This window comes from Chryseomicrobium imtechense (genome assembly GCF_041475995.1).
GTDB classification, from domain to species: Bacteria; Bacillota; Bacilli; order Bacillales_A; family Planococcaceae; genus Chryseomicrobium; species Chryseomicrobium aureum.
Genome location: NZ_JBGOBM010000008.1, coordinates 1 through 21,505 on the forward strand (window position 1 = coordinate 1; position 21,505 = coordinate 21,505).

18 protein-coding genes and 1 pseudogene are annotated in these 21,505 nt (G+C 41.5%); 1 reads left to right on the forward strand and 18 read right to left on the reverse strand.

Annotation, left to right across the window (positions count from 1 at the left end):
• The 13 genes and pseudogenes from AB5N96_RS08930 to AB5N96_RS08990 all read right to left on the reverse strand — a co-directional run.
• Positions 1-899: SH3 domain-containing protein (locus AB5N96_RS08930; protein ID WP_499705308.1), on the reverse strand; the 899-nt coding region annotated here is incomplete at its 3' end.
• A 131-nt stretch (positions 900-1,030) separates the two neighbouring features.
• Positions 1,031-2,038: an LCP family protein gene (locus AB5N96_RS08935; protein WP_499705309.1), complete on the reverse strand. Its 1,008-nt coding sequence runs from the start codon at positions 2,036-2,038 to the stop codon at positions 1,031-1,033.
• 16 nt (positions 2,039-2,054) lie between these two features.
• Positions 2,055-3,263 carry a glycosyltransferase family 4 protein gene (locus AB5N96_RS08940; RefSeq protein WP_499705310.1) on the reverse strand — a complete coding sequence of 403 codons (1,209 nt, stop codon included), beginning with the start codon at positions 3,261-3,263 and terminating at the stop codon, positions 2,055-2,057.
• 1 nt (position 3,264) lies between these two features.
• Complete coding sequence (gene galU, locus AB5N96_RS08945; protein ID WP_499705311.1) at positions 3,265-4,128, reverse strand: UTP--glucose-1-phosphate uridylyltransferase GalU; 864 nt, start codon at positions 4,126-4,128, stop codon at positions 3,265-3,267.
• Positions 4,125-5,207 carry a glycosyltransferase gene (locus AB5N96_RS08950; RefSeq protein WP_499705313.1) on the reverse strand — a complete coding sequence of 361 codons (1,083 nt, stop codon included), beginning with the start codon at positions 5,205-5,207 and terminating at the stop codon, positions 4,125-4,127. The genes galU and AB5N96_RS08950 overlap by 4 nt, the downstream gene beginning before the upstream one ends.
• Positions 5,204-6,316 (reverse strand): glycosyltransferase, encoded by a 1,113-nt coding sequence (locus AB5N96_RS08955; protein ID WP_499705314.1) that lies wholly within the window; start codon positions 6,314-6,316, stop codon positions 5,204-5,206. Before AB5N96_RS08955 ends, AB5N96_RS08950 begins: the two co-directional genes overlap by 4 nt.
• Before the next feature lie 82 nt (positions 6,317-6,398).
• Positions 6,399-7,469 carry a non-hydrolyzing UDP-N-acetylglucosamine 2-epimerase gene (gene wecB / locus AB5N96_RS08960; protein WP_499705316.1) on the reverse strand — a complete coding sequence of 357 codons (1,071 nt, stop codon included), beginning with the start codon at positions 7,467-7,469 and terminating at the stop codon, positions 6,399-6,401.
• A gap of 15 nt (positions 7,470-7,484) precedes the next feature.
• The gene (locus AB5N96_RS08965; protein ID WP_499705317.1) at positions 7,485-8,225 is read right to left on the reverse strand and encodes an acyltransferase; all 741 of its coding nucleotides are present in this window, start codon (positions 8,223-8,225) and stop codon (positions 7,485-7,487) included.
• A 14-nt stretch (positions 8,226-8,239) separates the two neighbouring features.
• Positions 8,240-9,556 (reverse strand): nucleotide sugar dehydrogenase, encoded by a 1,317-nt coding sequence (locus AB5N96_RS08970; protein WP_499705318.1) that lies wholly within the window; start codon positions 9,554-9,556, stop codon positions 8,240-8,242.
• A gap of 14 nt (positions 9,557-9,570) precedes the next feature.
• Positions 9,571-10,581 carry a Gfo/Idh/MocA family protein gene (locus AB5N96_RS08975; protein WP_499705378.1) on the reverse strand — a complete coding sequence of 337 codons (1,011 nt, stop codon included), beginning with the start codon at positions 10,579-10,581 and terminating at the stop codon, positions 9,571-9,573.
• A 429-nt stretch (positions 10,582-11,010) separates the two neighbouring features.
• A pseudogene (locus AB5N96_RS08980) lies at positions 11,011-11,676 on the reverse strand (glycosyltransferase family 4 protein); the annotation flags it as partial.
• A gap of 138 nt (positions 11,677-11,814) precedes the next feature.
• Positions 11,815-13,206, reverse strand: coding sequence for a S1C family serine protease (locus AB5N96_RS08985; RefSeq protein WP_499705319.1), 1,392 nt, complete (start codon positions 13,204-13,206; stop codon positions 11,815-11,817).
• Between the two features lie 122 nt (positions 13,207-13,328).
• Positions 13,329-14,513 carry an NlpC/P60 family protein gene (locus AB5N96_RS08990; RefSeq protein WP_499705320.1) on the reverse strand — a complete coding sequence of 395 codons (1,185 nt, stop codon included), beginning with the start codon at positions 14,511-14,513 and terminating at the stop codon, positions 13,329-13,331.
• 292 nt (positions 14,514-14,805) lie between these two features.
• On the opposite strand from AB5N96_RS08990, the gene AB5N96_RS08995 reads away from it, so the two are divergent.
• Positions 14,806-15,363 (forward strand): helix-turn-helix domain-containing protein, encoded by a 558-nt coding sequence (locus AB5N96_RS08995; RefSeq protein WP_204589750.1) that lies wholly within the window; start codon positions 14,806-14,808, stop codon positions 15,361-15,363.
• A 502-nt stretch (positions 15,364-15,865) separates the two neighbouring features.
• Here AB5N96_RS08995 and AB5N96_RS09000 read toward each other — a convergent pair.
• The 5 genes from AB5N96_RS09000 to argJ form a co-directional block, all read right to left on the reverse strand.
• Positions 15,866-16,618, reverse strand: a complete 753-nt coding sequence (locus AB5N96_RS09000; RefSeq protein WP_499705321.1) for a 3D domain-containing protein — start codon at positions 16,616-16,618, stop codon at positions 15,866-15,868.
• A gap of 322 nt (positions 16,619-16,940) precedes the next feature.
• The gene (locus AB5N96_RS09005) at positions 16,941-18,062 is read right to left on the reverse strand and encodes an NADH-dependent flavin oxidoreductase (protein WP_499705322.1); all 1,122 of its coding nucleotides are present in this window, start codon (positions 18,060-18,062) and stop codon (positions 16,941-16,943) included.
• Positions 18,063-18,371: 309 nt separating this feature from the next.
• Positions 18,372-19,493 (reverse strand): acetylornithine transaminase, encoded by a 1,122-nt coding sequence (argD, locus tag AB5N96_RS09010; RefSeq protein WP_499705323.1) that lies wholly within the window; start codon positions 19,491-19,493, stop codon positions 18,372-18,374.
• Positions 19,486-20,295 carry an acetylglutamate kinase gene (argB, locus tag AB5N96_RS09015; RefSeq protein WP_499705324.1) on the reverse strand — a complete coding sequence of 270 codons (810 nt, stop codon included), beginning with the start codon at positions 20,293-20,295 and terminating at the stop codon, positions 19,486-19,488. Before argB ends, argD begins: the two co-directional genes overlap by 8 nt.
• On the reverse strand, positions 20,258-21,487 hold the full coding sequence (gene argJ / locus AB5N96_RS09020; RefSeq protein ID WP_499705325.1) for a bifunctional glutamate N-acetyltransferase/amino-acid acetyltransferase ArgJ: 1,230 nt from the start codon (positions 21,485-21,487) through the stop codon (positions 20,258-20,260). The genes argB and argJ overlap by 38 nt, the downstream gene beginning before the upstream one ends.
• Positions 21,488-21,505 lie beyond the last annotated feature (18 nt).

The window sequence follows — 21,505 nt, forward strand, 5'->3', positions numbered from 1 at the left end:
ACCCAACCGAATTTTCCAGGGGAATACTCAATCCTGTGCCAAACTTGGCTCGCGGCGTTTGTAAATGTCTGCACGATCGAATAGGTCGTTCCAACAGATACGTTTCCTACTACTCGGTAACTGCTTGTCGCGCCTGAATGAATAGTTCCCGTTTGCTCTGCCTTTTTTAGTAAGGATGGTTTTTCGAATACTTTGTTCTCTACCCAACCGAATTTTCCAGGGGAATACTCAATCCTGTGCCAAACTTGGCTCGCGGCGTTTGTAAATGTCTGCACGATTGAATAGGTCGTTCCAACAGATACGTTTCCTACTACTCGGTAACTGCTTGTCGCGCCTGAATGAATAGTTCCCGTTTGCTCTGCCTTTTTTAGTAAGGATGGTTTTTCGAATACTTTGTTCTCTACCCAACCGAATTTTCCTGTAGAATATTCCACTCTAAACCATGTTTCATTAGAGGAATTAATGAAGGTGCTATGTATAGTGTAAGATTTACCACTCTGAATCGTACCTACTACTGAATAATTTGTCGTTGCACCTGAGTGCACATTTCCGCTTGCTTCCGCTCGTTTCGAGTCTAATAGCTGTGACAGAACTAACATATCAGATCGAACCCATCCACTGGATGAGCCGAACTTTATTGAAAGCCAGACTTCTTTTGAAGCATTTTCAAACACATTTACTATAGTTACAGTTGAACTAGCAGGAATTTTAGTTACTACTGCATAATTTACAGTAGCACCACGGCGCAAATTCACTGTAGAATTGATAGTCTTTTGGTTCGAATTTATGTACTGTGAATAGTCTATCGTGTTTGCCTGGACCGGTAAACTATTCTGGGGAATCCCCATCACCGTGGCCAAAAATAACAATGTGAAACATAAAATAAGTACTTTTCTCATAAGCCCTCCTTCTATATACCTCTATTCTAATAGACAAATTCCTTTCGAAACAATCCGACAAATGTAATAAAGATTAAAATATTATGAAAAAAATTAAAAAAAGACACCTAAATTGCTTAGGTATCTCCAAGTTATTCACTTGATGTGTTAATGTCATTTGAGTTCGAAGCATATGGAGAAATGTTAAGTTCTCTCTTCAAAGTTTGCTGCACTTGATTTACGGATTCATCCGTTAATCCATAATAATAGATTCCTGCTTGGGTATTATCATACCCCTCTAATGCAATTTGGTTGATTTCGACTGTACCTAATTCTCTATACACTTTCATGAACTGTAAATATTGGTTAGAAGGAATGTTTGTCCGAACAGCACCTTTTATATCTTGCAGGATATTATCAAACTTAGGAATACTTGAAATTTTAGTAGCCTCATTCAGAATTTCTTTAATAACTTCTTGTTGTCTTTCGTTTCTTCCTAAATCTCCGCGAGGATCAGATTTACGCATCCGCACATAGGCGAGCGCCTCGTTACCATTGACAGACATTTCCCCTTCCTCAAAAGTAAAGCCTTTTAAACTTCCACTTAATTGAGTTTTAAAAGTAAAAGGAACGTCTATCTCAATTCCCCCAAGACTGTCTACTATATCTTGGAAGCCTTGAAAATTAGTAGTTACATAATAATCTATAGGAATTTCAAATAGTTCTTCCACAGTTTCAATAGTATAACGTATTCCCCCATTGGCATACGCGTGGTTAATTTTATCATAGTAATCTAGTTCTGGAATGTATACATACGAATCTCGTGGAATACTAACCATAGTGATAGTTTCTTTTTCAGGATTGACAGTTGCAACTAAGACCACGTCAGATCGACCATACTTTCCGCCATCTTCATCGTCAATCCCAGCAATTAAAATTGAAAATGGTTCATTATCGGTTTGAATTTTATTTAACTTATCATCTAGAGTCTCTTCAGTATCCCGCTCTAACGGTTGGTAGATTTCCGACGTGACATTTTTAGTTTGATAAACAAGGTAAGAAGCATAGCTGGTAGCACCAGCAAATAACATGACTACGACTAATAATAAAACTCGTTTCCAAGGCCGTTTCTTTTTTCTATTTAATCGAGTAGGCTGCATGATATCCTCCCCTCCCTTACTTGTTTTTCAAATTAGTAAGTAAACTGTCAACAATCGTCTTCCAGCTAAATTCTCTTTCGACTAAATTTCTTCCATTTCGCGAAAGCTGCTCAAATTCTTCTTCGTTCATTTCAATGGCACGAGTCATTTGTTCTGCTATTGACTGCTCATTTTCCGGTTCTGCAACTAGACCACAATGATTACGCGTCAAAATTTCTGCGCTTTCACCTTTCCCACAATATAATACAGGAGTTCCTGTAGCTAAGGCAGGAAAAATCTTAGAGGGGCGCGCTCCTTCAAAAAGTGCCAAATTTCGCAATGGGACGATACTTACATGCGATTCGTGGAACAAAGCAGGCATTTCACTGAGAGGCAAGTGGCCTAAAAATGTGACATCTTGTACGTCAAGTCGATTCACTTCTTCTTTCAACTTCTGTTCTTCAGGTCCAGCACCCGCAATCACAAATCGTGCTTCAGGATGCATTTTCTTGACTAGAGCAAAAGCTCGGATTACCACATCAATACCTTGTGCATATCCTAAGTTACCTGCATACACGAAGGTAAATGGCTTTGTCTTATTCTTTGATTGATAAGAAAAGAAATCTGTGTTCACACCATTTGGTAATACAAATACTTTCTCGGCTGGTTGTGAATGCTGAATGACATACTCTTGAATTCCATCGGTTGCTGCCGCAACTTTCCATGAACTGTTATATAAAAACGACTCAAGTTTTTCAGTTAATTTGATTGCAAACTTATTTTTGATTAAGCCCAATTTCACGGCTGACTCTGGCCAAACATCTGCAACATTGAAGATAAACTTGGCACCAGTTAACTTAGCTGCTAACCAGCCCGTGATCCCCAAGAAAATTGGCGGGGAATTCACAATAATGTAATCTACTTTACCCGCTTTTAGTAGTCCGTAAAACGAGCTAAATGTAAATGAGAAATACGAGATTAGTCGTTTCCAAAATACACCCTTTTGTGATGGATAAATCCATGTGCGATGAACCGGAATTCCATCTAATTTTTCAAAGTGATACTTCATTCCTTTGTATTCATCCGGAATAATCCCATGGGGGTGATGCGGGAATGCCGTCACTACTTGAATTTCATGCCCTTGATTCAACAACTCTTTACTAACTTCATACACCCGAATCTGTGGAGCTCCTGTTTCAGGAGGAAAGTGCTGACACAGATAGATGATTTTTAGAGGTTTTGACATTCTATTCTTCCAACTTTTCTTTCAAATATTTTTTCAGTGGCTCGCGCAATTCTTCACGTTTCATTGCAAAGTCAAACGTAGCTTGTAAGAACCCAAATTTATCTCCAACGTCATACCGGGTGCCTTCCAAAGCACAAGCATAGATTGATTGATCGAATCGTAGGGATTCAATCGCATCTGTCAATTGAATCTCACCTTTAGCATCCGGCTTAACATTCTCTAGTTTGTCAAAAATCTCAGGTGTTAAAATATAACGTCCAACAATTGCTAAGTTTGAAGGAGCTACATCAACTGCCGGTTTTTCTACAACACCCTTAATTGGATATAAAGAAGTGGAACTTTTTTCAATTTCTACGATTCCATATTTGTCTACATCATTATGAGGAACTTCTTTGACACCTAAAATTGATGATTGAACATCATTATAATGATTTACCATTTGTTTTAGTGCAGGTTCTTCATTATCAATGATGTCGTCCGGCAATAATACCGCAAATGGTTCGTTCCCAATGAATTTTTTCGTACATAATATTGCATGCCCCAAACCAAGTGGTTCTTTTTGGCGCACATAATGAATATCTACAAGGTTTGAGATTTGTTCTACAGTATTTAATAGTTCATGTTTATTAGTTTTTTCTAATAAAAGCTCTAATTCAACTGAACGGTCAAAGTGATCTTCCATAGCTTTTTTGTTACGGCCAGTAACAATAATAATGTCTTCGATACCTGAATTAATTGCTTCTTCTATAATGTATTGGAGGTTTGGTTTATCAACAATCGGTAACATCTCTTTCGGCACAGCTTTAGTAGCCGGTAAAAAGCGTGTTCCAAACCCTGCCGCAGGGATGACTGCTTTTTTAATCATTTTAACTCTCCTCTCATATACTCTATATAGAGACTTTCCATGTAGTTTGCATTTTTGATCCAATCGTAGTGCTTTGCTACATGTTCCACACCTTGGCGACTCATGGTTCCTCTCAATTCGGATGAAGTGGCGAGACGTATTAAAGCCTCTGCAAGTTGGTCTGGACTTTCTTTGTCAATTACAATTCCCGTCTCACCTGCTACAACTACTTCTGGCAATCCCCCTACATTAGAGACTACAACCGGGACACCGCAAGCCATCGCTTCAACAGCTGCCACGCCAAAACTTTCACTATTTTCAGTGGACGGGACTGCAAAGATGTCCATACTTTGAATTGTCAGTGGCACTTGATCATGTGGTATTTTCCCCATGAATGTAACAGCATCTGCAATTCCTAAAGAGCTTGCTAATTCTTCATATTCTTTTCTCTGTGGTCCGTCTCCAGCAATCACCAATTCACTCTCTGGAAAACGAGTGTGTAAACTGGCAAATCCTTTTACAAGGTCTGCTATGCCGTACTTATCGCTAAGAGCTTTAACTGTGCCCACTCGTAACTGTTCAGATTTTTCTTGTTGCATCAATGCGGGCCTAAATTTTGTCGTGTCGACTCCAAATGGTGTGACCCATATTTTCTTGTTCGTATAAAGATTTGTTTCTTTTGCCATGATGTGACTAGTCGACATCACAACATTCGCACGTGCTAACGTAAATTCAATAATTTTCCGGTTGATACCTGATGATTTGGGGAAATCGAAAATATCTTTCCCCCAAACAGATACAAAAAATGGTTTGTACCCTGTCAGGGCACCTACGAACCCATAGCTAGAGATGAAGTGTGCATGGAAAATATCGGGTTTCCAAGACTGCAGTATGCGTCTAAGGGCTGATACAGTCAATAAATAACCTAGCTTTCCACCTTTTGTTTCTGGCAAGGTTATCGTGTCAACCTCCTGTGCATTCTCTTTCGAAAAGTGATTGGCAAACGTAATGACCTTCACTTCATGTCCTTGGTTCTTAAAATAGACTGCCCATTTATGTGTGTGTATTGATTTACTTGGTCCAAATAATGCTACTTTCATGAATTGCCTCCTACTAAGGTAGTGACTACCTTGTGTACGCGCGCATCCCACGAGTGGTTTTGTAAAAAGTCACTCTGGATTTTCAGTTTAATGGCCGCAGAAGATTGGATCATCTCTCGAATTCCTTGCTTCATTCCTTCTTTGTCATCTTGTACTATGACACCATAGCCACCTTGTTCAATAATTTCTCTTTGTGCATCACAGTCACTAGCTACAACTGGAATTCCACTAGATAAATACTCAACAAGTTTTACAGGTACTGAAAAATCATTGTAGACTGTTTTCTTTCTAGGGATAAATGCCATGTCCATCTCAGCATAGACTTGCTCTAGCTCAGATGCGTTTTTATGATAAAATGTCGCGTAATTCTCGTGAAAGACATCTGGCCTTTTTGCTTTTGCTCTTTCAAACTCGTCTTCACGACAAGCGATGTGCAACTCGAACTGCGTACCTTCTTGCTTTAGTTCTTTGACTGCTTCTAATAGAGTTTCAACACCATAGTCCTCACTGTTTATTCCTCCCACATAGATGCCTTGTGGGTGGGAAATCTGCGTTTTTCTTTCCGGCAATTCGACTCGTCTCCCACCAGGAGGCAATGGAACATGATTCTTAGCAATACTGACATAGCGAGACATTGCTTGGCTTGGAAGAAAAACTGTGGAAACATACTTCTGATAAAACTTTTCTTCTAAACGATAGATTGTCTGTAAAGCTACTTTCTTAAGACCCTTTACCGGGTAGAGATCATCAAACTTCCAATAGACATCTCTGTAAAAAACACCAATTGGAATATTTCTACGCTTCAACTCTTTAAAGACGCTTTTGTCGATAAAAGGTTTCGTCGGAATATGAGAGGGGTCTGTCAACCAAAGGGGAATAGTCTGATTTTCTGAATAACAAAACTCAATGTCCTCCAAGCCATCCTCTTTCACTACTTTTTCCCACTGGGCCATTCTCTCGCTAGAAGTCCCAGAAATTATGAGCATTTTTTTATTTGCAGACTGTGCGTATCGTTCAAAAGCTTGTAACATTTCAAGTGGTCGTAATTGAGAACCACTTTGAGGGTTTGTCGCTAATTGGAAAGGATAATAAACTAAAAAACTGCTCATTGGGACCTCCGATTTAAAAATATTCGTAAAACAACTTCACTCGACCTACAATCTAGGTCGAGTGAGGTCAAGTAAGATGAAATTAGTTCTTCAGACTGTGAGATTCAATCAAATCTTTCAGCTTGCCAGCCATGTCTCCGTCACCAAACAGTGGTTTATACGAAGGCGCAACATCTTTCTTCACTGCAGCTACAATTTTGTCTGTGTCAACACCTGTTAATTGATTTGCATCTTCTACAAGAGTTTCCACCCATTCTGTCTCATCACGAACTGTGATACATGGAACGTGTGCAAAATAAGCTTCTTTTTGTACTCCACCAGAATCTGTAATGATTTTTTTCGCGGATGTCTCTAAGGCAAGCATATCTAAATAGCCTACTGGATCAACAACTCGAAGTCCTGGAATTGAAGAGAAGTCGACTCCATAATTCATCAATCGTTGTTTCGTACGTGGGTGAATCGGCCACACTTTTGTTCCTTCAATTTGTTTGAAAGCTTCTAAGATAGACTCCATACGAGAAAGATCATCCGTATTTTCAGCACGGTGAATCGTGATCAAATAGTAGTCTTTTTTTGTTAACTGTAAATCTGCAAGAATTGTAGATTTTTCATTTGCTATCTCTTGATTGTAAAGCACTGCATCATACATGACATCTCCAAGATTATATACATTTCGGGTTACAGATTCTTTTTCTAGGTTGTTGACCGCCGTATCTGTTGGACAAATCAAAAGTTCAGAAACGTGGTCAGTTAGAACACGGTTGATTTCTTCTGGCATCTTCTTATTGAAACTACGTAAGCCAGCTTCAATGTGAATAAGCGGAATATGCAATTTAGACGCGGCTAACGCACCAGCCAGTGTTGAGTTCGTATCACCATAGACTAATACATAATCCGGTTTTTCTTCTAAGAGAATTTGTTCGATTTCTTTTAACATGTCACCAGTCATCGCTCCGTGGTTCGGGCTAGAGACCGTTAATCGATAATCGGGTTTTGGAATATTCAATTCTTCAAAGAAAATATCAGACATGTTCGTGTCGTAGTGTTGACCGGTGTGAATGATTTTTTCCTCCACTGTCTCACGAATTTTACGTGACACGGGTGCAGCTTTAATAAATTGTGGTCTTGCTCCAATCACTGTAATAATCTTCATCAGATATCTCCTCTTTTATTGATTAGAAAGCAACTCGTTCTCTGGTACATCTTTCACAATTTTGGCAGGAATTCCTTTGATCAGCTTTGATGCTTCAGTATCTTTTGTTACCAAAGCTCCCGCAGCAACAAACGTTTCTTCTGCTATTGTGATACCTGGAAGAATAATTGAGGCTCCACCAACGCGTGCTCCACGTTTTATGGTTGCTCCCTTTATTTTATCGAATCGCTCTTCTGTGCGTCCCATATAGTTGTCGTTTGTTGTAGTGACACATGGTGCAATGAATACTCGATCTTCAAGTGTTGTATAAGCAGTCAAGTAAGAGTTGGATTGAATTTTTGATCGCTCCCCAATTTTAACGTGGTTCTCTACAGTAACATTGCGTCCAATAATGACTAAGTCACCAATCTCTACATTCTCACGAATCGTCGCTAAATCTGCTACTAAACACTGCTTACCTAGCGTAGCACCTTGATAGAGCACTACGTTTGCTCCAATAGCAGTCTCATTACCGATTTCTAGTGCAGGTAGGGATCCTGACAGTTTCATCGTACTTGTTTTAGCTACTTTTGGATGTTTCCCTACAACCGCTCCGTCGTCAATCGTAACGCCATCATGTATAATCGTACCTGCTAAAATTGAAACACGATTACCGATTGTGACGTTGTTGCCGATAACTACATTTTTTTCTACTACAGAGAAGTGACCTACTGTAGTATTTTCACCGATTTTTGCACTATCATGAATGAAGTTCATTGCACTTTGACCTCCTACAACTTGATGTAACGATTTGGCTTGTCGATTCCTTTAAATGCATTGCGCGTATCGAAGATAACTTTCGCACGTTGTGCAATCAATTCATAATCAAAATCGCTATGGTCTGTAGCTAAAATCACTAAATCCGCATTATCAAGAATTTCTTCTGTTAATGGTTCCGTCTCAAACTGTTCTTTGTTCACTTTGAATGCAGAAACATGTGGATCTACTGATGTAATAGAAGCGCCGTGATGTTTTAAAAGTTCCACTAATTTTAAGGATGGAGATTCTCGCATATCATCAATGTCTTTCTTATATGCAATCCCTAATAGAACAACATTTGCGCCACGAAGAGCGACTCCATCTTCGTTCAAAATTTGCATCGCACGAGTAATTACGTAGTCTGGCATCGCATTATTGATTTCACCAGCAAGCTCAATTAGACGTGTATGGTAGTTGTATTCGCGTGCTTTCCATGTTAAATAGAATGGGTCAATCGGAATACAGTGTCCACCTAAACCTGGGCCAGGGTAGAATGCCATGAATCCATAAGGCTTAGTTTTCGCTGCATCAATTACTTCCCATACATCGATTCCCATTTTTTCACACAAAACAGCCATTTCATTTGCTAATGCAATGTTGATGTGGCGGAATGTGTTTTCAAAAATCTTCTCCATCTCTGCTACTGCAGGGCTTGAAACTTTATGAACTTCTCCCTCTAATACAGAGCTATATAGTAGTGCTGCTACTTCCGTACATTTTTCAGTGATTCCACCTACTACTTTCGGTGTGTTCTTCGTGTTGAAGCTTTTATTACCTGGATCGATACGTTCTGGTGAATAAGCTACAAAAATGTCTTCTCCAACTACGAACCCTTTGCTTTCTAACTCTTTGCAAATGATTTCTTCAGTCGTACCAGGATATGTAGTTGATTCAAGAACAACTAACGTCCCTTTTTTCGCATAGTTTGCAATTTCTCGTGCTGAACTTTCTACATAAGAAGTATCAGGTTGTTGATAAATATCTAAAGGGGTAGGAACACAGATTGCTACTGCATCTACATTCGCAAGTTCTGAGAAATCAGCTGATGCTTTGAATTTTCCAGAAGCCACGATTACTTTTAAATCTTCATCTACTACATCTCCGATATAATTTACGCCTTTATTTACTAATTCGACTTTACTTTGTTGTACGTCAAATCCAATTACCGTGTATCCAGCTTTTGCTTTTTCAACAGAGAGGGGTAATCCTACATATCCGAGTCCCACCACTCCAATTACTGCTGTATGGTTTGTTAATTTATCATGCAATTGTTGATAATAGTTCGTCATTTTCTACACTCCACTTAAAAATAGATTTTCGTTCCTTTTTCAGATGAATCAATGATTGCTTCAATTAATTTGACAGGATTATACCCATCTACTCCCACGACCTCAGGCTCTGTGTTTGTTTGAATAGCGTGAGTCATGGATTTAATAATCGCCACATGTCCACGCTCTCCCCATGGGTCTTGTTCAATTTTTTGCTTGAGAGCCTCTCGTTCAGCTTCCGTAACAAATGATGCATCCCACGTATCAATATAAAGTGCGTTCGCCCCTGAAACTTTGAAGCTACCGTTTTCAGTGAAAACTGCTAAGGACTCTTCTAAATTTTTGGGATAAATTGTTGTGGCTGCTTCAATTACCGCAACAGCACCAGACTTAAACTCAACTAGTGCAGTCGCTACGTCTTCCGATTCAATTTTTCGGAAACGAGTTGTCACCATACCTTGTACTGCTTTCACTGGCCCCATCATCCAAAGCAACAAATCAAGGCTATGAATAGCTTGATTCATTAAAACGCCGCCATCAAATGCTTTTGTGCCTCTCCAAGGGGCTTGATCATAGTACTCTTGATTACGATTCCAACGTACTGTTACGTTAGCATGGCTCACACGTCCGGCCTCTGGATGTTCTAGTACCTTTTTTAATTCTTTGATCGCTGGACGGTAGCGGTTTGGATGGACAACAGTCAATTTTACGCCTGCTTGTGAAGTAGCGTCCATGATCGCTTTTGCATCCTCTGAAGTAAGAGCCATTGGTTTTTCAAGCACAACATGGCGTTTATTGTTGATAACTTGCAAAGCCAGTTTTGCGTGCAACCCTGAAGGAACACAGATATTCACAGCATGAATTTCTGGCATTTCATCTAACATTGTCTGCAAATCTGTAAATGTTGCAACCCCTAGTGGCGCCTCTTGTAAACGGCCTTCATTTGTATCGCAGATTGCGATAAGTTTTGCATTTGGTGTTTCTTCAATTGCTTGAATGTGTTTGTCAGCAATAAATCCCATGCCAACGATTGCATAATTAATCACGTCACTATTCCTCCTACTATCTTTCCCACCAGTTTTCCTATTAAAACCGATAACATATCGGCCAATTAATATAAAAGGTCTAAATTCAGTTTCGATAAGCTTTAAACGCTCTGCAAGAATCTGTAAGAATAACAGCATGGCAATCAAGGCGATAATCCACCATCGAATTTGAATTGTTTCAAAACTAATAGCCAGTAATCCAAATAAAATACTAATGCCATAAATACTCAAAACACTCCGCTTATGTGAAAGCCCCGTCTGCAAAAGACGGTGATGCAAGTGTGCTTTGTCTGGCAAATATACAGGGGTGCCTTTAACTCTCCGTCGAATGATTGCAAACAATGTATCAAAGACTGGAACGCCCAAAATAAGTATAGGAACAATCAAACTAAAGAGGGCAACACTTTTGTATAGTCCTAGGACTGACAACACAGCGATCCCATAACCAAAAAACATGGATCCTGTGTCTCCTAAAAATATCTTAGCTGGATTAAAGTTGTAAACTAAAAACCCTAAGCCTGCACTCATCAACAGAATAGAAAACGTTAAAATAAGCTCTGTCCCTGCCGCGAATGCCATATAGGCAAACGTAGCAAAAATGATAATTGAGACACCTGTTGCCAAACCGTCTAAGCCATCGATTAGATTAATGGCATTGATAATACCAATCATCCATATAAATGTGAAGGCAACACCAAAGATACCAAGCTCAAATTTCCCTACACCCGGCACACTAAGTATCTCAATACTGAGACCACTACCAATTACGGCTACAACAGCCAGCATCTGACCGCCAAGTTTATATAACGCCTTAATTTGATAGCGATCATCTATCAAACCCGTTATAAGTATAATAACTGCCCCAACTAGAATCCCTGTCACTTTAGCATCTACGATATCTGACAACAAGAAGCCAATTCCGACTGCAACAAATACAGCTAGACCACCTATTCGTGGCATCGGTTTTGAATGGACTTTTCTAGCTTCCGGCTGATCGATGAACCCGAATTTAAAAGCTATCTTTATTACTATTGGTGTAAGTAGTAATGCAGATGCTATGGTCACTGCAGAAAGCAGCCATAGATTTGTTATCATAATTTCACCACTACAATCTTTTGTCTATGCAAGTATACTACAGTTGAAGAATATCGACTGTTACACTTTAGTTACGAATTCAAACTACATTAGGCTCAACTTTACTATTTTATAGTGATACAACATAAATTACAAATTCTATCTGATAATTTTTGAGAAATTACCCTCTACCGGAATTACTAAACTATCTTCTTTAAATTGAAATTTTAGCTCTATCTTATACGAAGTTGTTATAGTTTCATTGTTTTCATTAACGAATGTTCCCACAATTTCACGTTGAGTTTTGTATGAAATTGAATCAACTTTTGTGAGCGTTTGGTCATGACCTTCATTTCTCACAATTCTTGTTTGCGTATTAATTTCTGAAATCAACTGGTTATAGAATTCGTTATCCTTACCAATTAAACTCTCTATCCCACTATAATCTTCTGTAGTTAAATAGTTTTCTAATTCCCACAATAGTTCTTCAACAAATGTAGTAATTAAATTTACTCTTAATTCCTCTTTACTCTTCTCATTTTGAGTTGCCTCGTACTCAGAAATCCAGTTGTTCACGATTGGCAGTAAGGTGCTAGAAGGAATACTAAAACCTATTTTCTTCGACTCAATCGCAACCATTGAATTTATACCAATTATTTTTTTGTTCTTAACTGAAATCAAGGGACCTCCGCTTGAGCCCAAGCCTAGCTCAGCATCTATTTCATAAAGACGATTATAAGTGTAGTTAGTTACAATATTAATTCCAGTTTGCGTAACTCTTCCTATTGTAATAGTATTCTCCTTGCCACTAGGTGAACCAACTGTGAATATCTCTTCTCCTTTTTCAACCTCTGTATTCAAAAGTCCTAACGGCTCTCTCCCAACTAGTTCTTTAACAAAAATAAGCGCTAAATCTTCAGACACGGACTTTCCAACTAACACTCCATCATATTGCACTCCTTGAGAGTCTTTTACAGTGATATAGAGACTTTCAGCCACAACGTGAGCATTCGTAATAACAAACCCTATATTATTTATTAATGTTCCACTACCTTGCTGTTTATCAGTATATAGTGTAAATGTACTCCTCTTTGCCTTTTCAATTAATGAAACATCAATTGATGTAGTAGCATTTTTTACCGGAGGCACTTTGCTAACATTTGGTTTCGGTTTTGTTTCTATTACAGTATTTGGCGCAGTTGGCTTAGGTTCTAATTCAGTTTTTTCGCCCGAGAAGTTTGGCTTTTGCTTTTGAGTAGATCCACTAAAAGAGTCGCTATTCATACCTTGACTGTCTAAAATTACAACTTGGCCAACATCGTTATTTGTAGGAGATTCATTTACGGAAGGACTTTCCTCAGTATCACCAGTCGCAACCTCGTTTAACCAAGTGCTTGCTTCTATAGACACAAGTAGTTTGCTATAACTAATCTCCGAATTTCTTTTCAACTCAAATTGTACCGGTTGGACTTCTTCCGAGTCAGGAGAAAATATATATAGAGCAACTCCAGAGATGATAACAATTAATGAAAATATTAAAATTTTTCTCATACTGGTACCTCCTGACTTATATCTGATAAACGATATTACTATTAATAATACTCTTATATGGGCTTTATTCACAACATAAAAAAAGCCCAGTTAGAATTACTATCTAACTGAAGCCTTTAAAATTATTTAATTGAGCGGTAACTGTGGATATGTTTACTCCAATAAGGATTTGATTTCAAATCAATTATTTCCGCTTTTCTTCCGCCAGAATGTACCATTTTATTGTTTCCAATATAAATTCCAACGTGAGAGATTCCAGCTTTATAGGTATTTGCAAAGAAAACTAAATCACCTGGTTGTGGATTTGTAGTTGGTGTAGACTCTGCATATTGTGTGCCTGTAGAACGTGTGATTGATTTACCAGCTTGCTTATATACGTATTGAGTGAATCCACTGCAATCAAACCCCGCAGTAGTTGTTCCACCAAAACGATATGGAGTACCTAATAGAGATAATCCAACATCAACAATTTTTGAACCGTTTGCAGCAGGCGCTGAAGCTTGTTGTGTTGTAACCTGGCTTACCAATGAACTTAGAAGCCACGCGTGATGAGAACCATATTTTACACGGTACCATGTTTCACCGTTAATAGTAATCTGATCTGTCGCAGTTACTGTCGCTCCTGCAGGTACTTTGGTAACAACCGCATAAGCAGTTGTAGCTCCACGACGAAGGTTTGTATTATGCAGTGTCTTGAATGTACCAGACATGGCAGTCATTTTATTTGAAACGCTAGTTTGAGCTGCGGGTGCTGTATATGTGGACAACTTACTTGCTTCTATCCATCCGCTACGACCATTGGCAATAACGCGCTTCCATTCAACTCCGTTGATAGTGATTTTGTATTCAGAAGTAACTACAGTTCCTGAAGCTACCGTTGCGACTGAGGCATATGATGTTGTTGCTCCTCTACGAATCGGTGAAGTTGTATTGAATTTATATTTTGCCACATGATTTTGAAGCGCTGTCGAATTAGATGTTTGAGCAACTTCTACTTTTGATAAATTAGAAGTTTGTGTCCAGGAATGATGCCCGTTGAAACGAACTTTTGTCCAATGAACATTATTAAGTGTGATTTGATCTGTTGCTGTTAGTGTAGCGCCTACTGGAGCATTTACGATAACTGCAGCACCAGTTGTTGCACTGCGTCGTAGTGGCGCTTGAGTACTAACTTTATATGTACCTTGTAATGGTGAAACTTGATTTGTGTAGACAATAGTTGTACTTGCTTCTGCAATGTTTTCCGTGACAAGAGGTGAGAACATCAAAAATGACGCGGCGGCAATTGTTACAATTGTTTTTTTCAAAATTTTAAGTCCCCCATGTGTTAATTACGATTTGTTTGAATTTTATATACGTTTAAACTACAAGCTCAATATTAGCAGATACAGTACGTTTTTATAGTTACAGTTATATTACAGTTTCGTTACAAAGAACGAATTTATGTTTAGTTCTATGAAAATTGGTTTGTTGTAAGAGATTGAAATAAATATTAGAGATACTCTTATATTTGTAACTATTTATTAAATTTGAATATTGTATATTTTTCGACTTTATAAGACAATAGGTGTACAACGTTTAATTCGAGAGGTGAAGTAATTGGAATTTCCGAAGGTCGAAATTGGTCGTCGCATTCGTATGTTGCGCAGAGAAGTAGGAATTACATCAGAAGAACTTGCGAAACGCGCTGGTGTTAGCCAGAGCATGGTGTCGCAAATTGAGCGAGGTCTCGTATCCCCTTCCCTTGAAACTTTGTGGAATCTTGCGAACAGTTTAAACGTGCAGATTTTCGCCTTTTTCGATCAAACGGATGGCGAACGTGTCAATGTGTATCGCCGCGACGACGAATTGGTCGTGAAGCGAATCCGTCCGAACAGCGAGTATCACCTGTTGTCTCCAAGCATCGGAAAAGATATCGGTTTCTTTAAATTGGTGGTCGATCCCGGCGAAGAAGTCGAAGATCAAGTGATTCAACATAAGGGTGAGGAGTGTGGCTACATACTAGAAGGTACATTGATTGTGGAAGTGGGTCCGGATCGGTATACATTAACCGAAGGCGATGCGATTTTCTTTGATAGTGAGCTGCCGCACCGGTTTTTCAACCCTGGTGAGAAGCCAGCTGTCGCGGTGTGGGCGATGACGGCGAATTGGCGTTGATTTTAGATGTGGAGAACGCCGATTTGGTCGGACATTGAATCTGGGTTAGCGGACATTGCCGATTTGGTCGGACACTGAATCCCGATTGGCGGACACTGAACTACCTATTGGCGGACATTGAATCTAGGTTAGCGGACATCGCCGATTTGGTCGGACATTGAATCCCCGATTGGCGGACACTGAACTACCTATTGGCGGACATTGAATCTAGGTTAGCGGACATTCGCTAAAGATTTGTCTAATAAAATAGTGAGATGGCCGAGACTGGAAGTGGTTCCCAAAAGGTACCTGGTACCCAAACAATTCCAACACAATTTATATTTATCAAAAATATAACGCAGTAATGCGGCTTCCAGATGCATAGTTGGTGAATAGTCATGAATGTCAGAATAGTGTTTGGGACAGGTACTTAAAAAGAAAAGAACTTTCTAGCAAGATCTTCAACACTTAAACGCACTTAAAAATCCCGTAAGCTCCTGGTGAGCCTACGGGATTTATTTGTTTACTTTAAGATTTTGATAGTAACTGTTTTACGGCCCCAGTTTAAAGCTTGTTGTTGGTTCGGGATGAATACATCAATCTTGTTTCCTTTGATAGCGCCGCCAGTATCCCCAGCAATCGCTTCTCCATATCCTTCTACCCAAACACGTGAGCCTAGTGGGATGACACGTGGATCCACTGCAATTACTTTAAGATGCGGATTTGCACGCAAGTTGATTCCTGTTGCTGTAATTCCAGAGCATCCTGTGCAATATGCTGTGTATGCCGTTGCTTCCACTTGGAAAGTTTTCACAGCTTCTGGTGAAGTCTGTGCAGGTGGTGTCGGGTTACTAGCAGGTGTTGTGTAGCTTCCACCTTGAACAGCAAGTTTTTGATTCGGGAAGATCAGGTCAGATGATAGACCATTCCACCCTTTCAAATCTGCTACAGAAACGCCATGGTTTACAGCGATGCGATAAAGTGTGTCACCTGACTTCACTGTATACGATGAAGATTCTGTTTTTGTTGGCTGAGCGGGTGCAGATGGTGCTGCCGCTGCGCCTTCCACTGAAAGTTTTTGATTCGGGAAGATGAGGTCAGACGAAAGTCCGTTCCAGCTCTTTAAGTCCTGTACTGTTACATTGTATTTTTGAGAAATAGACCACAGTGTGTCTCCGCTTTTGATTGTGTATGTGTCTTCTGATGCTGATGCAGATGTCGCAGCTCCAAATAGTAAGCCGGCGAAAGCGGTTAGTGCAACGATTTGTTTTTTCATAGTATGAATTTCCTCCTTTTCACTAACGAGTACAATCGTACCACCTAGATGTGTCAGGAGAATAACAGCCATGTTGCAATAAACTTTCAATTTACCGATAGTTTGATGAGTAATTGGTCATGGCTTTAACAAATATTACACTAGTATTACAGAATAAGAGAGTATTTGGTAGTATTTAATGTTTTGTAATAGTTTTATAGGGTAAATTGTTCTTTTTGGCATTGGTAGGATAAAGATTCCGGAGGTGACAGGCACCAAATGGGTACTACTTCCAAATGGTGACAGGCACCAAATAAATACTGGGCTCGCTCCTAAAATGCTGTTATTTAGAGGATGTTTGTTTCACCGGGAACCAACCAGTGACGTTCAAGATTTTTTCCCAAAGTTGATCGGGAATGTCGAGCGCATCTTGGTTGGTCGGGTCGATTTCTGTTAGTAGCAACTCTTCTTTTCCTTCGACAAGTTTCGGATACCACTCGGGATCTGTGACAATCGGACGTCCAATTGCGAAAAGTTCTGCATAGCCAGAAGCAGCGGCCTGGTCAATTTGTTGCTTCGTATTCAGTGAACCAACACCTACAAGAGGCGTGCGCCCGTTAATCATTTCCGCAAAACGCGCAATTCGTGAGGTGCCTTCTTCGTTTGTGTAGGAAGTGTCAAAGAATTGACCGAGAGAAATGTGTAGATAATCAAGGTTTTGGTCAGCAAGCTGATCAATCAAATTCAGCTTTTCTTCTATTGTAAAGCCCGGGTCTGTATTCTCTTCCGGAGAGAAGCGGTACCCAACAATGAAGTTTTCTGGAGCCCGTTCGTTTACAACTCGTTTTACTTCCTGCGTGACAGCCAGTGGGAATGCACTACGGTCTTGCCCCCATTTGTCGTCTCGGCGGTTTGAGTGTGGCGAGAAAAACTGGTGAATCAAGTATGTGTTGGCGCCGTGGATCTCGACTCCGTCGAATCCAGCTTCGATTGCACGACGTGTCGCTGCCCCAAATGCGCGGATTGTTTCTTCTACTTCGTCTGAAGTCAGCGCGCGCGGTGTTTCTGCACCTTCCCGAGGGTAGGCAACGGCACTCGCTGATACTGGAGTTCCTCCATTTAATACGCGACCGTTTGATTGACGGCCGGCGTGGAAGATTTGAAGAATCGCAGTACTGCCGTTGTCTTTTATAGCAGCTGCTAGTCGCTTTAGGCTCGGCAGGCGATCGTCAGATTCTACACCGATTGAGTAAATAAATCCTGCTCCTTGAGGTTGAACATAAGCACAGGCTGTGATCACGGCACCAATTCCGCTAGCTGCGCGGCGTGCGTAGTAGGCGATTTCTTGGTCCGAGACGTCACCGTTCGTTTCCGATGAATACGTGGTCATCGGGGCCATCATAATACGATTTTTTAGTGTTGCTCCATTCGGTAAAGTCAGAGGTTGTTGCCAAAGTGCTGTCATGTTTGTCTCTCCTTCGTGATGTTGTTTTGTTTAGCGTACTGAAGTGGCAAGGAGAGTTCAAGTGATGTGACTCGAAAGATTCGGGTGGCGAATGATTTTTTTTGGAAGCAAAGCCCATTTGGTGCCTGTCACCTTTTGGAAGTCGTTCCCAAAAGGTGACAGGCACCAAATGGAATCTACTGGAAAATGGTGACAGGCACCAAAAAAGGAACCAAGAAAAAAGCATCAAAAAACTCTTCCGAGGGGGAAGAGTCAAGAGAGTATAGTGGATAGCGATTCACAGAGCGCCTTAATCCATAGGAGAGCTGATTAGCCGAGCAAGATAGCGGCTGCTTGTTCGAGTTCTTCGTACGAGACGTTGAGTGGTGGCAGCAAGCGGATGACGGTCGCGCCAGCTGGGACGACAAGTAGGCCTTTTGCTTGCATGTCGGCTGCGAACGCTGCGCTGTCTTCGACGACGAGTCCCATGAGGAGACCCATACCACGGACTTCGTATTTCGCAGAAAGCTTGTCTTTTAAGTAGGCCGCTTTTTCAGCCACTTCTTTCAAGAAAGCGGGTTCAAATACAGTGGAAACGACGGTTTGGGAGACCGCAACACCAAGTGCGTTCCCGCCGTAAGTTGTGCCGTGCGAGCCTGGCGAAAGTGAAACACCGACTTCAGCAGTTCCTAGTATGCCACCAATCGGGAAGCCTCCGCCGAGACCTTTGGCAAGTGAGATAATGTCAGGTTTCAACACCGTTTGCTCGTATGCATAGCGTGTGCCTGTGCGGCCGATTCCTGTTTGGACCTCGTCAACAATCAGTAAGATGCCATGCGTGTCGCACAGCTCTTGGATCGTCGCTGCGAATTCCGGAGTTGTCGGGTTGACGCCTCCTTCCCCTTGTACGATTTCTAACATGATTGCTGCAGTTTCTTCATTAACAGCACCACGTAAGGCTTCCGCATCATTGAACGGGACATGCGTGAATTTTGATACGAGTGGACCAAAGCCATTTTGGACTTTGTCTTGGCCCGTTGCAGACATGGCGCCGAATGTGCGGCCGTGGAAAGAATTTGTGAATGTCACGATATGATGCTTTCCGGTGTGACGGCGTGCGAGTTTGATGGCGGCTTCGTTCGCTTCCGCTCCACTGTTGCAGAAAAAGGCGTGGTCAAAATGAGTGCCAGACGTCAACAAGGCAGCGAGTCGTTCCTGTCCACTGCTTTCAAATAAATTCGAGACGTGCCATAGTTTTTCGGATTGCTCTTTTAGTGTCGCATTGACCTGCGGATTGGCATGGCCCAGAGCGAGCACTGCGATTCCAGCGATGAAATCGAGATATTCCTTACCATCTGCATCCCAAACTTTCGTCCCCTGCCCTTTGACGAGTTCAATCGGGCGGCGTGCATAGTTTTGGAACAAGCGGCTTTTTGTAAGTGATTCAGGCATTCGTGTGAACCTCCTTGGTGAGTCGAGTAATCAGTGGGTTGGTCGCCTGGACAGTCGTGCCGACAAGTGTATCATCGGTGATTTGGACCGCCTTGACTCCTGCTTCGAGGCAGTCGAGCGCGGCCTGTACTTTCGGTATCATCCCTCCGTAAATAATACCATTCGCGACCCACTTCCGAATATCCTGCTCACTCGCAGCAGACACGGTGACTCCGTCTTTTTTGATGCCCGGTGTATCGGTCACCAATAGCAGGGATTCTGCCTGGACACCGGATGCGATACCCGCCGCTAGTGTATCCGCGTTGATATTGAGCGGATCTCCTGTTGCGGAAGTTCCGATGCATGCGACGACTGGAATAATGCCGCCTTTTAGAAAGAGTTTGAATTTTAACGCGTTGACGTCTGTTACCACGCCTACTTCCCCGTATATTTCCTGCTCTAAATAATCACTTGTAAACACACCATCAAACCCACTAAGACCAGCTGCTGAAATACCCGAAGCATTGATCTTTCCGACGAGTCCCGAGTTTACTTCCCCGATCAGAATATTGCGGATCGTCGCAATCATCTCAGGTGTCGTGACACGGATGCCGTCGATTGTTTCCGATACAACGCCTTGATGCGCAAGTGCTTCATTGATGTTGGGACCCCCGCCGTGAACGACGATGATGTTCTGCCCTGCAGCTACTCGACGTTTCAAACTTTTAATAAAGGCTTCGGAAAGGTTCGCGAGCGTGCTGCCTCCGATTTTGATGACGTGGCAATTAGGAACGATAGCTTGCGTTGATTTGGACATAGTCATACGTCAAGTCACACCCCCATGCGCGGCCTTCGCCTGGTCCGTGGTGAAGGTCCACTGAAATTGAAATCTCGTGTTGCTTCAAATAGTTCATTGCTTGGTCTTCGGAAAATTTCACTGGTTCGCTGTCTTCCACGACTAAAATATCCCCCAGTTTGATAGTAATCGTTTCTGGATTGATCTCCATTCCGCTATAACCGACCGCTGCAATGATGCGCCCCCAGTTCGCGTCGCATCCGAAAACTGCAGTTTTCACGAGTGGCGAACCGACAACTGTTTTTGCGATTTTACGTGCTTGTTCATCGGAAACGGCACCTGTAACATTCACTTCGATTAACTTCGTCGCGCCTTCCCCGTCTTTTGCAATCAGTTTTGCAAGGTCTTGAGAGACCATTTCGAGCGCCGATACGAATGTGCCCCATTCCGGATGATCCGGTGTGAGTGCATTGTTTTCCGCAAGTCCGTTGGCAAGGACGAGCACCATGTCGTTTGTTGATGTGTCCCCGTCTACCGTAATCGAGTTGAACGTTTTTTCTGTCACTTGCGAAAGAGCAGCTTGCAAGTGCTCGGAGTCGATGTTCGCGTCTGTCGTTATGAAGCCAAGCATGGTCGCCATGTTCGGCTCAATCATGCCAGATCCTTTTGCGACGCCTGCGATGACGATTTCTTTCCCATCAATCGTCGTTGCGTACGATGTGTTTTTCATTACCGTATCGGTTGTCATGATGGCTTGTGCGAAATCGAGTGCGCCCGTCAACTCATCGTTTGGTTGAAGTTTTGCCGTACCATGGATGATCGGTGCCATCGGAAGTGGCTCGCCGATTACGCCAGTTGACGCGACACCAATCAGTTCTGGTGCTATGTTGAACTGGTCAGATGCGAGTTGCTGCATGGCGAGCGCGTCGAGATACCCTTGTTTTCCTGTACATGCATTGGCGTTTCCGGAATTGACGAAGATGGCTTGCATCTTTTTTGTGTTGTAAACAACATCTTTTGTGACTTTCAGTGGAGCTGCTTGAATCGCGTTTGTTGTGAAGACGCCTGCTACTGAAGCCGGTACTTCGCTGATGACGACGGCGAGGTCCTTTTTCTTATGCTTGATGCCACAGTGTATGCCGGTCGCGGTGAAACCTTTCGGTGAGACGAGTGATTTTCGTTCGATTTTTTTGAGTGTTTGTGTGATAGTCAATTCCATAAGAGTCGCTCCTTTTCG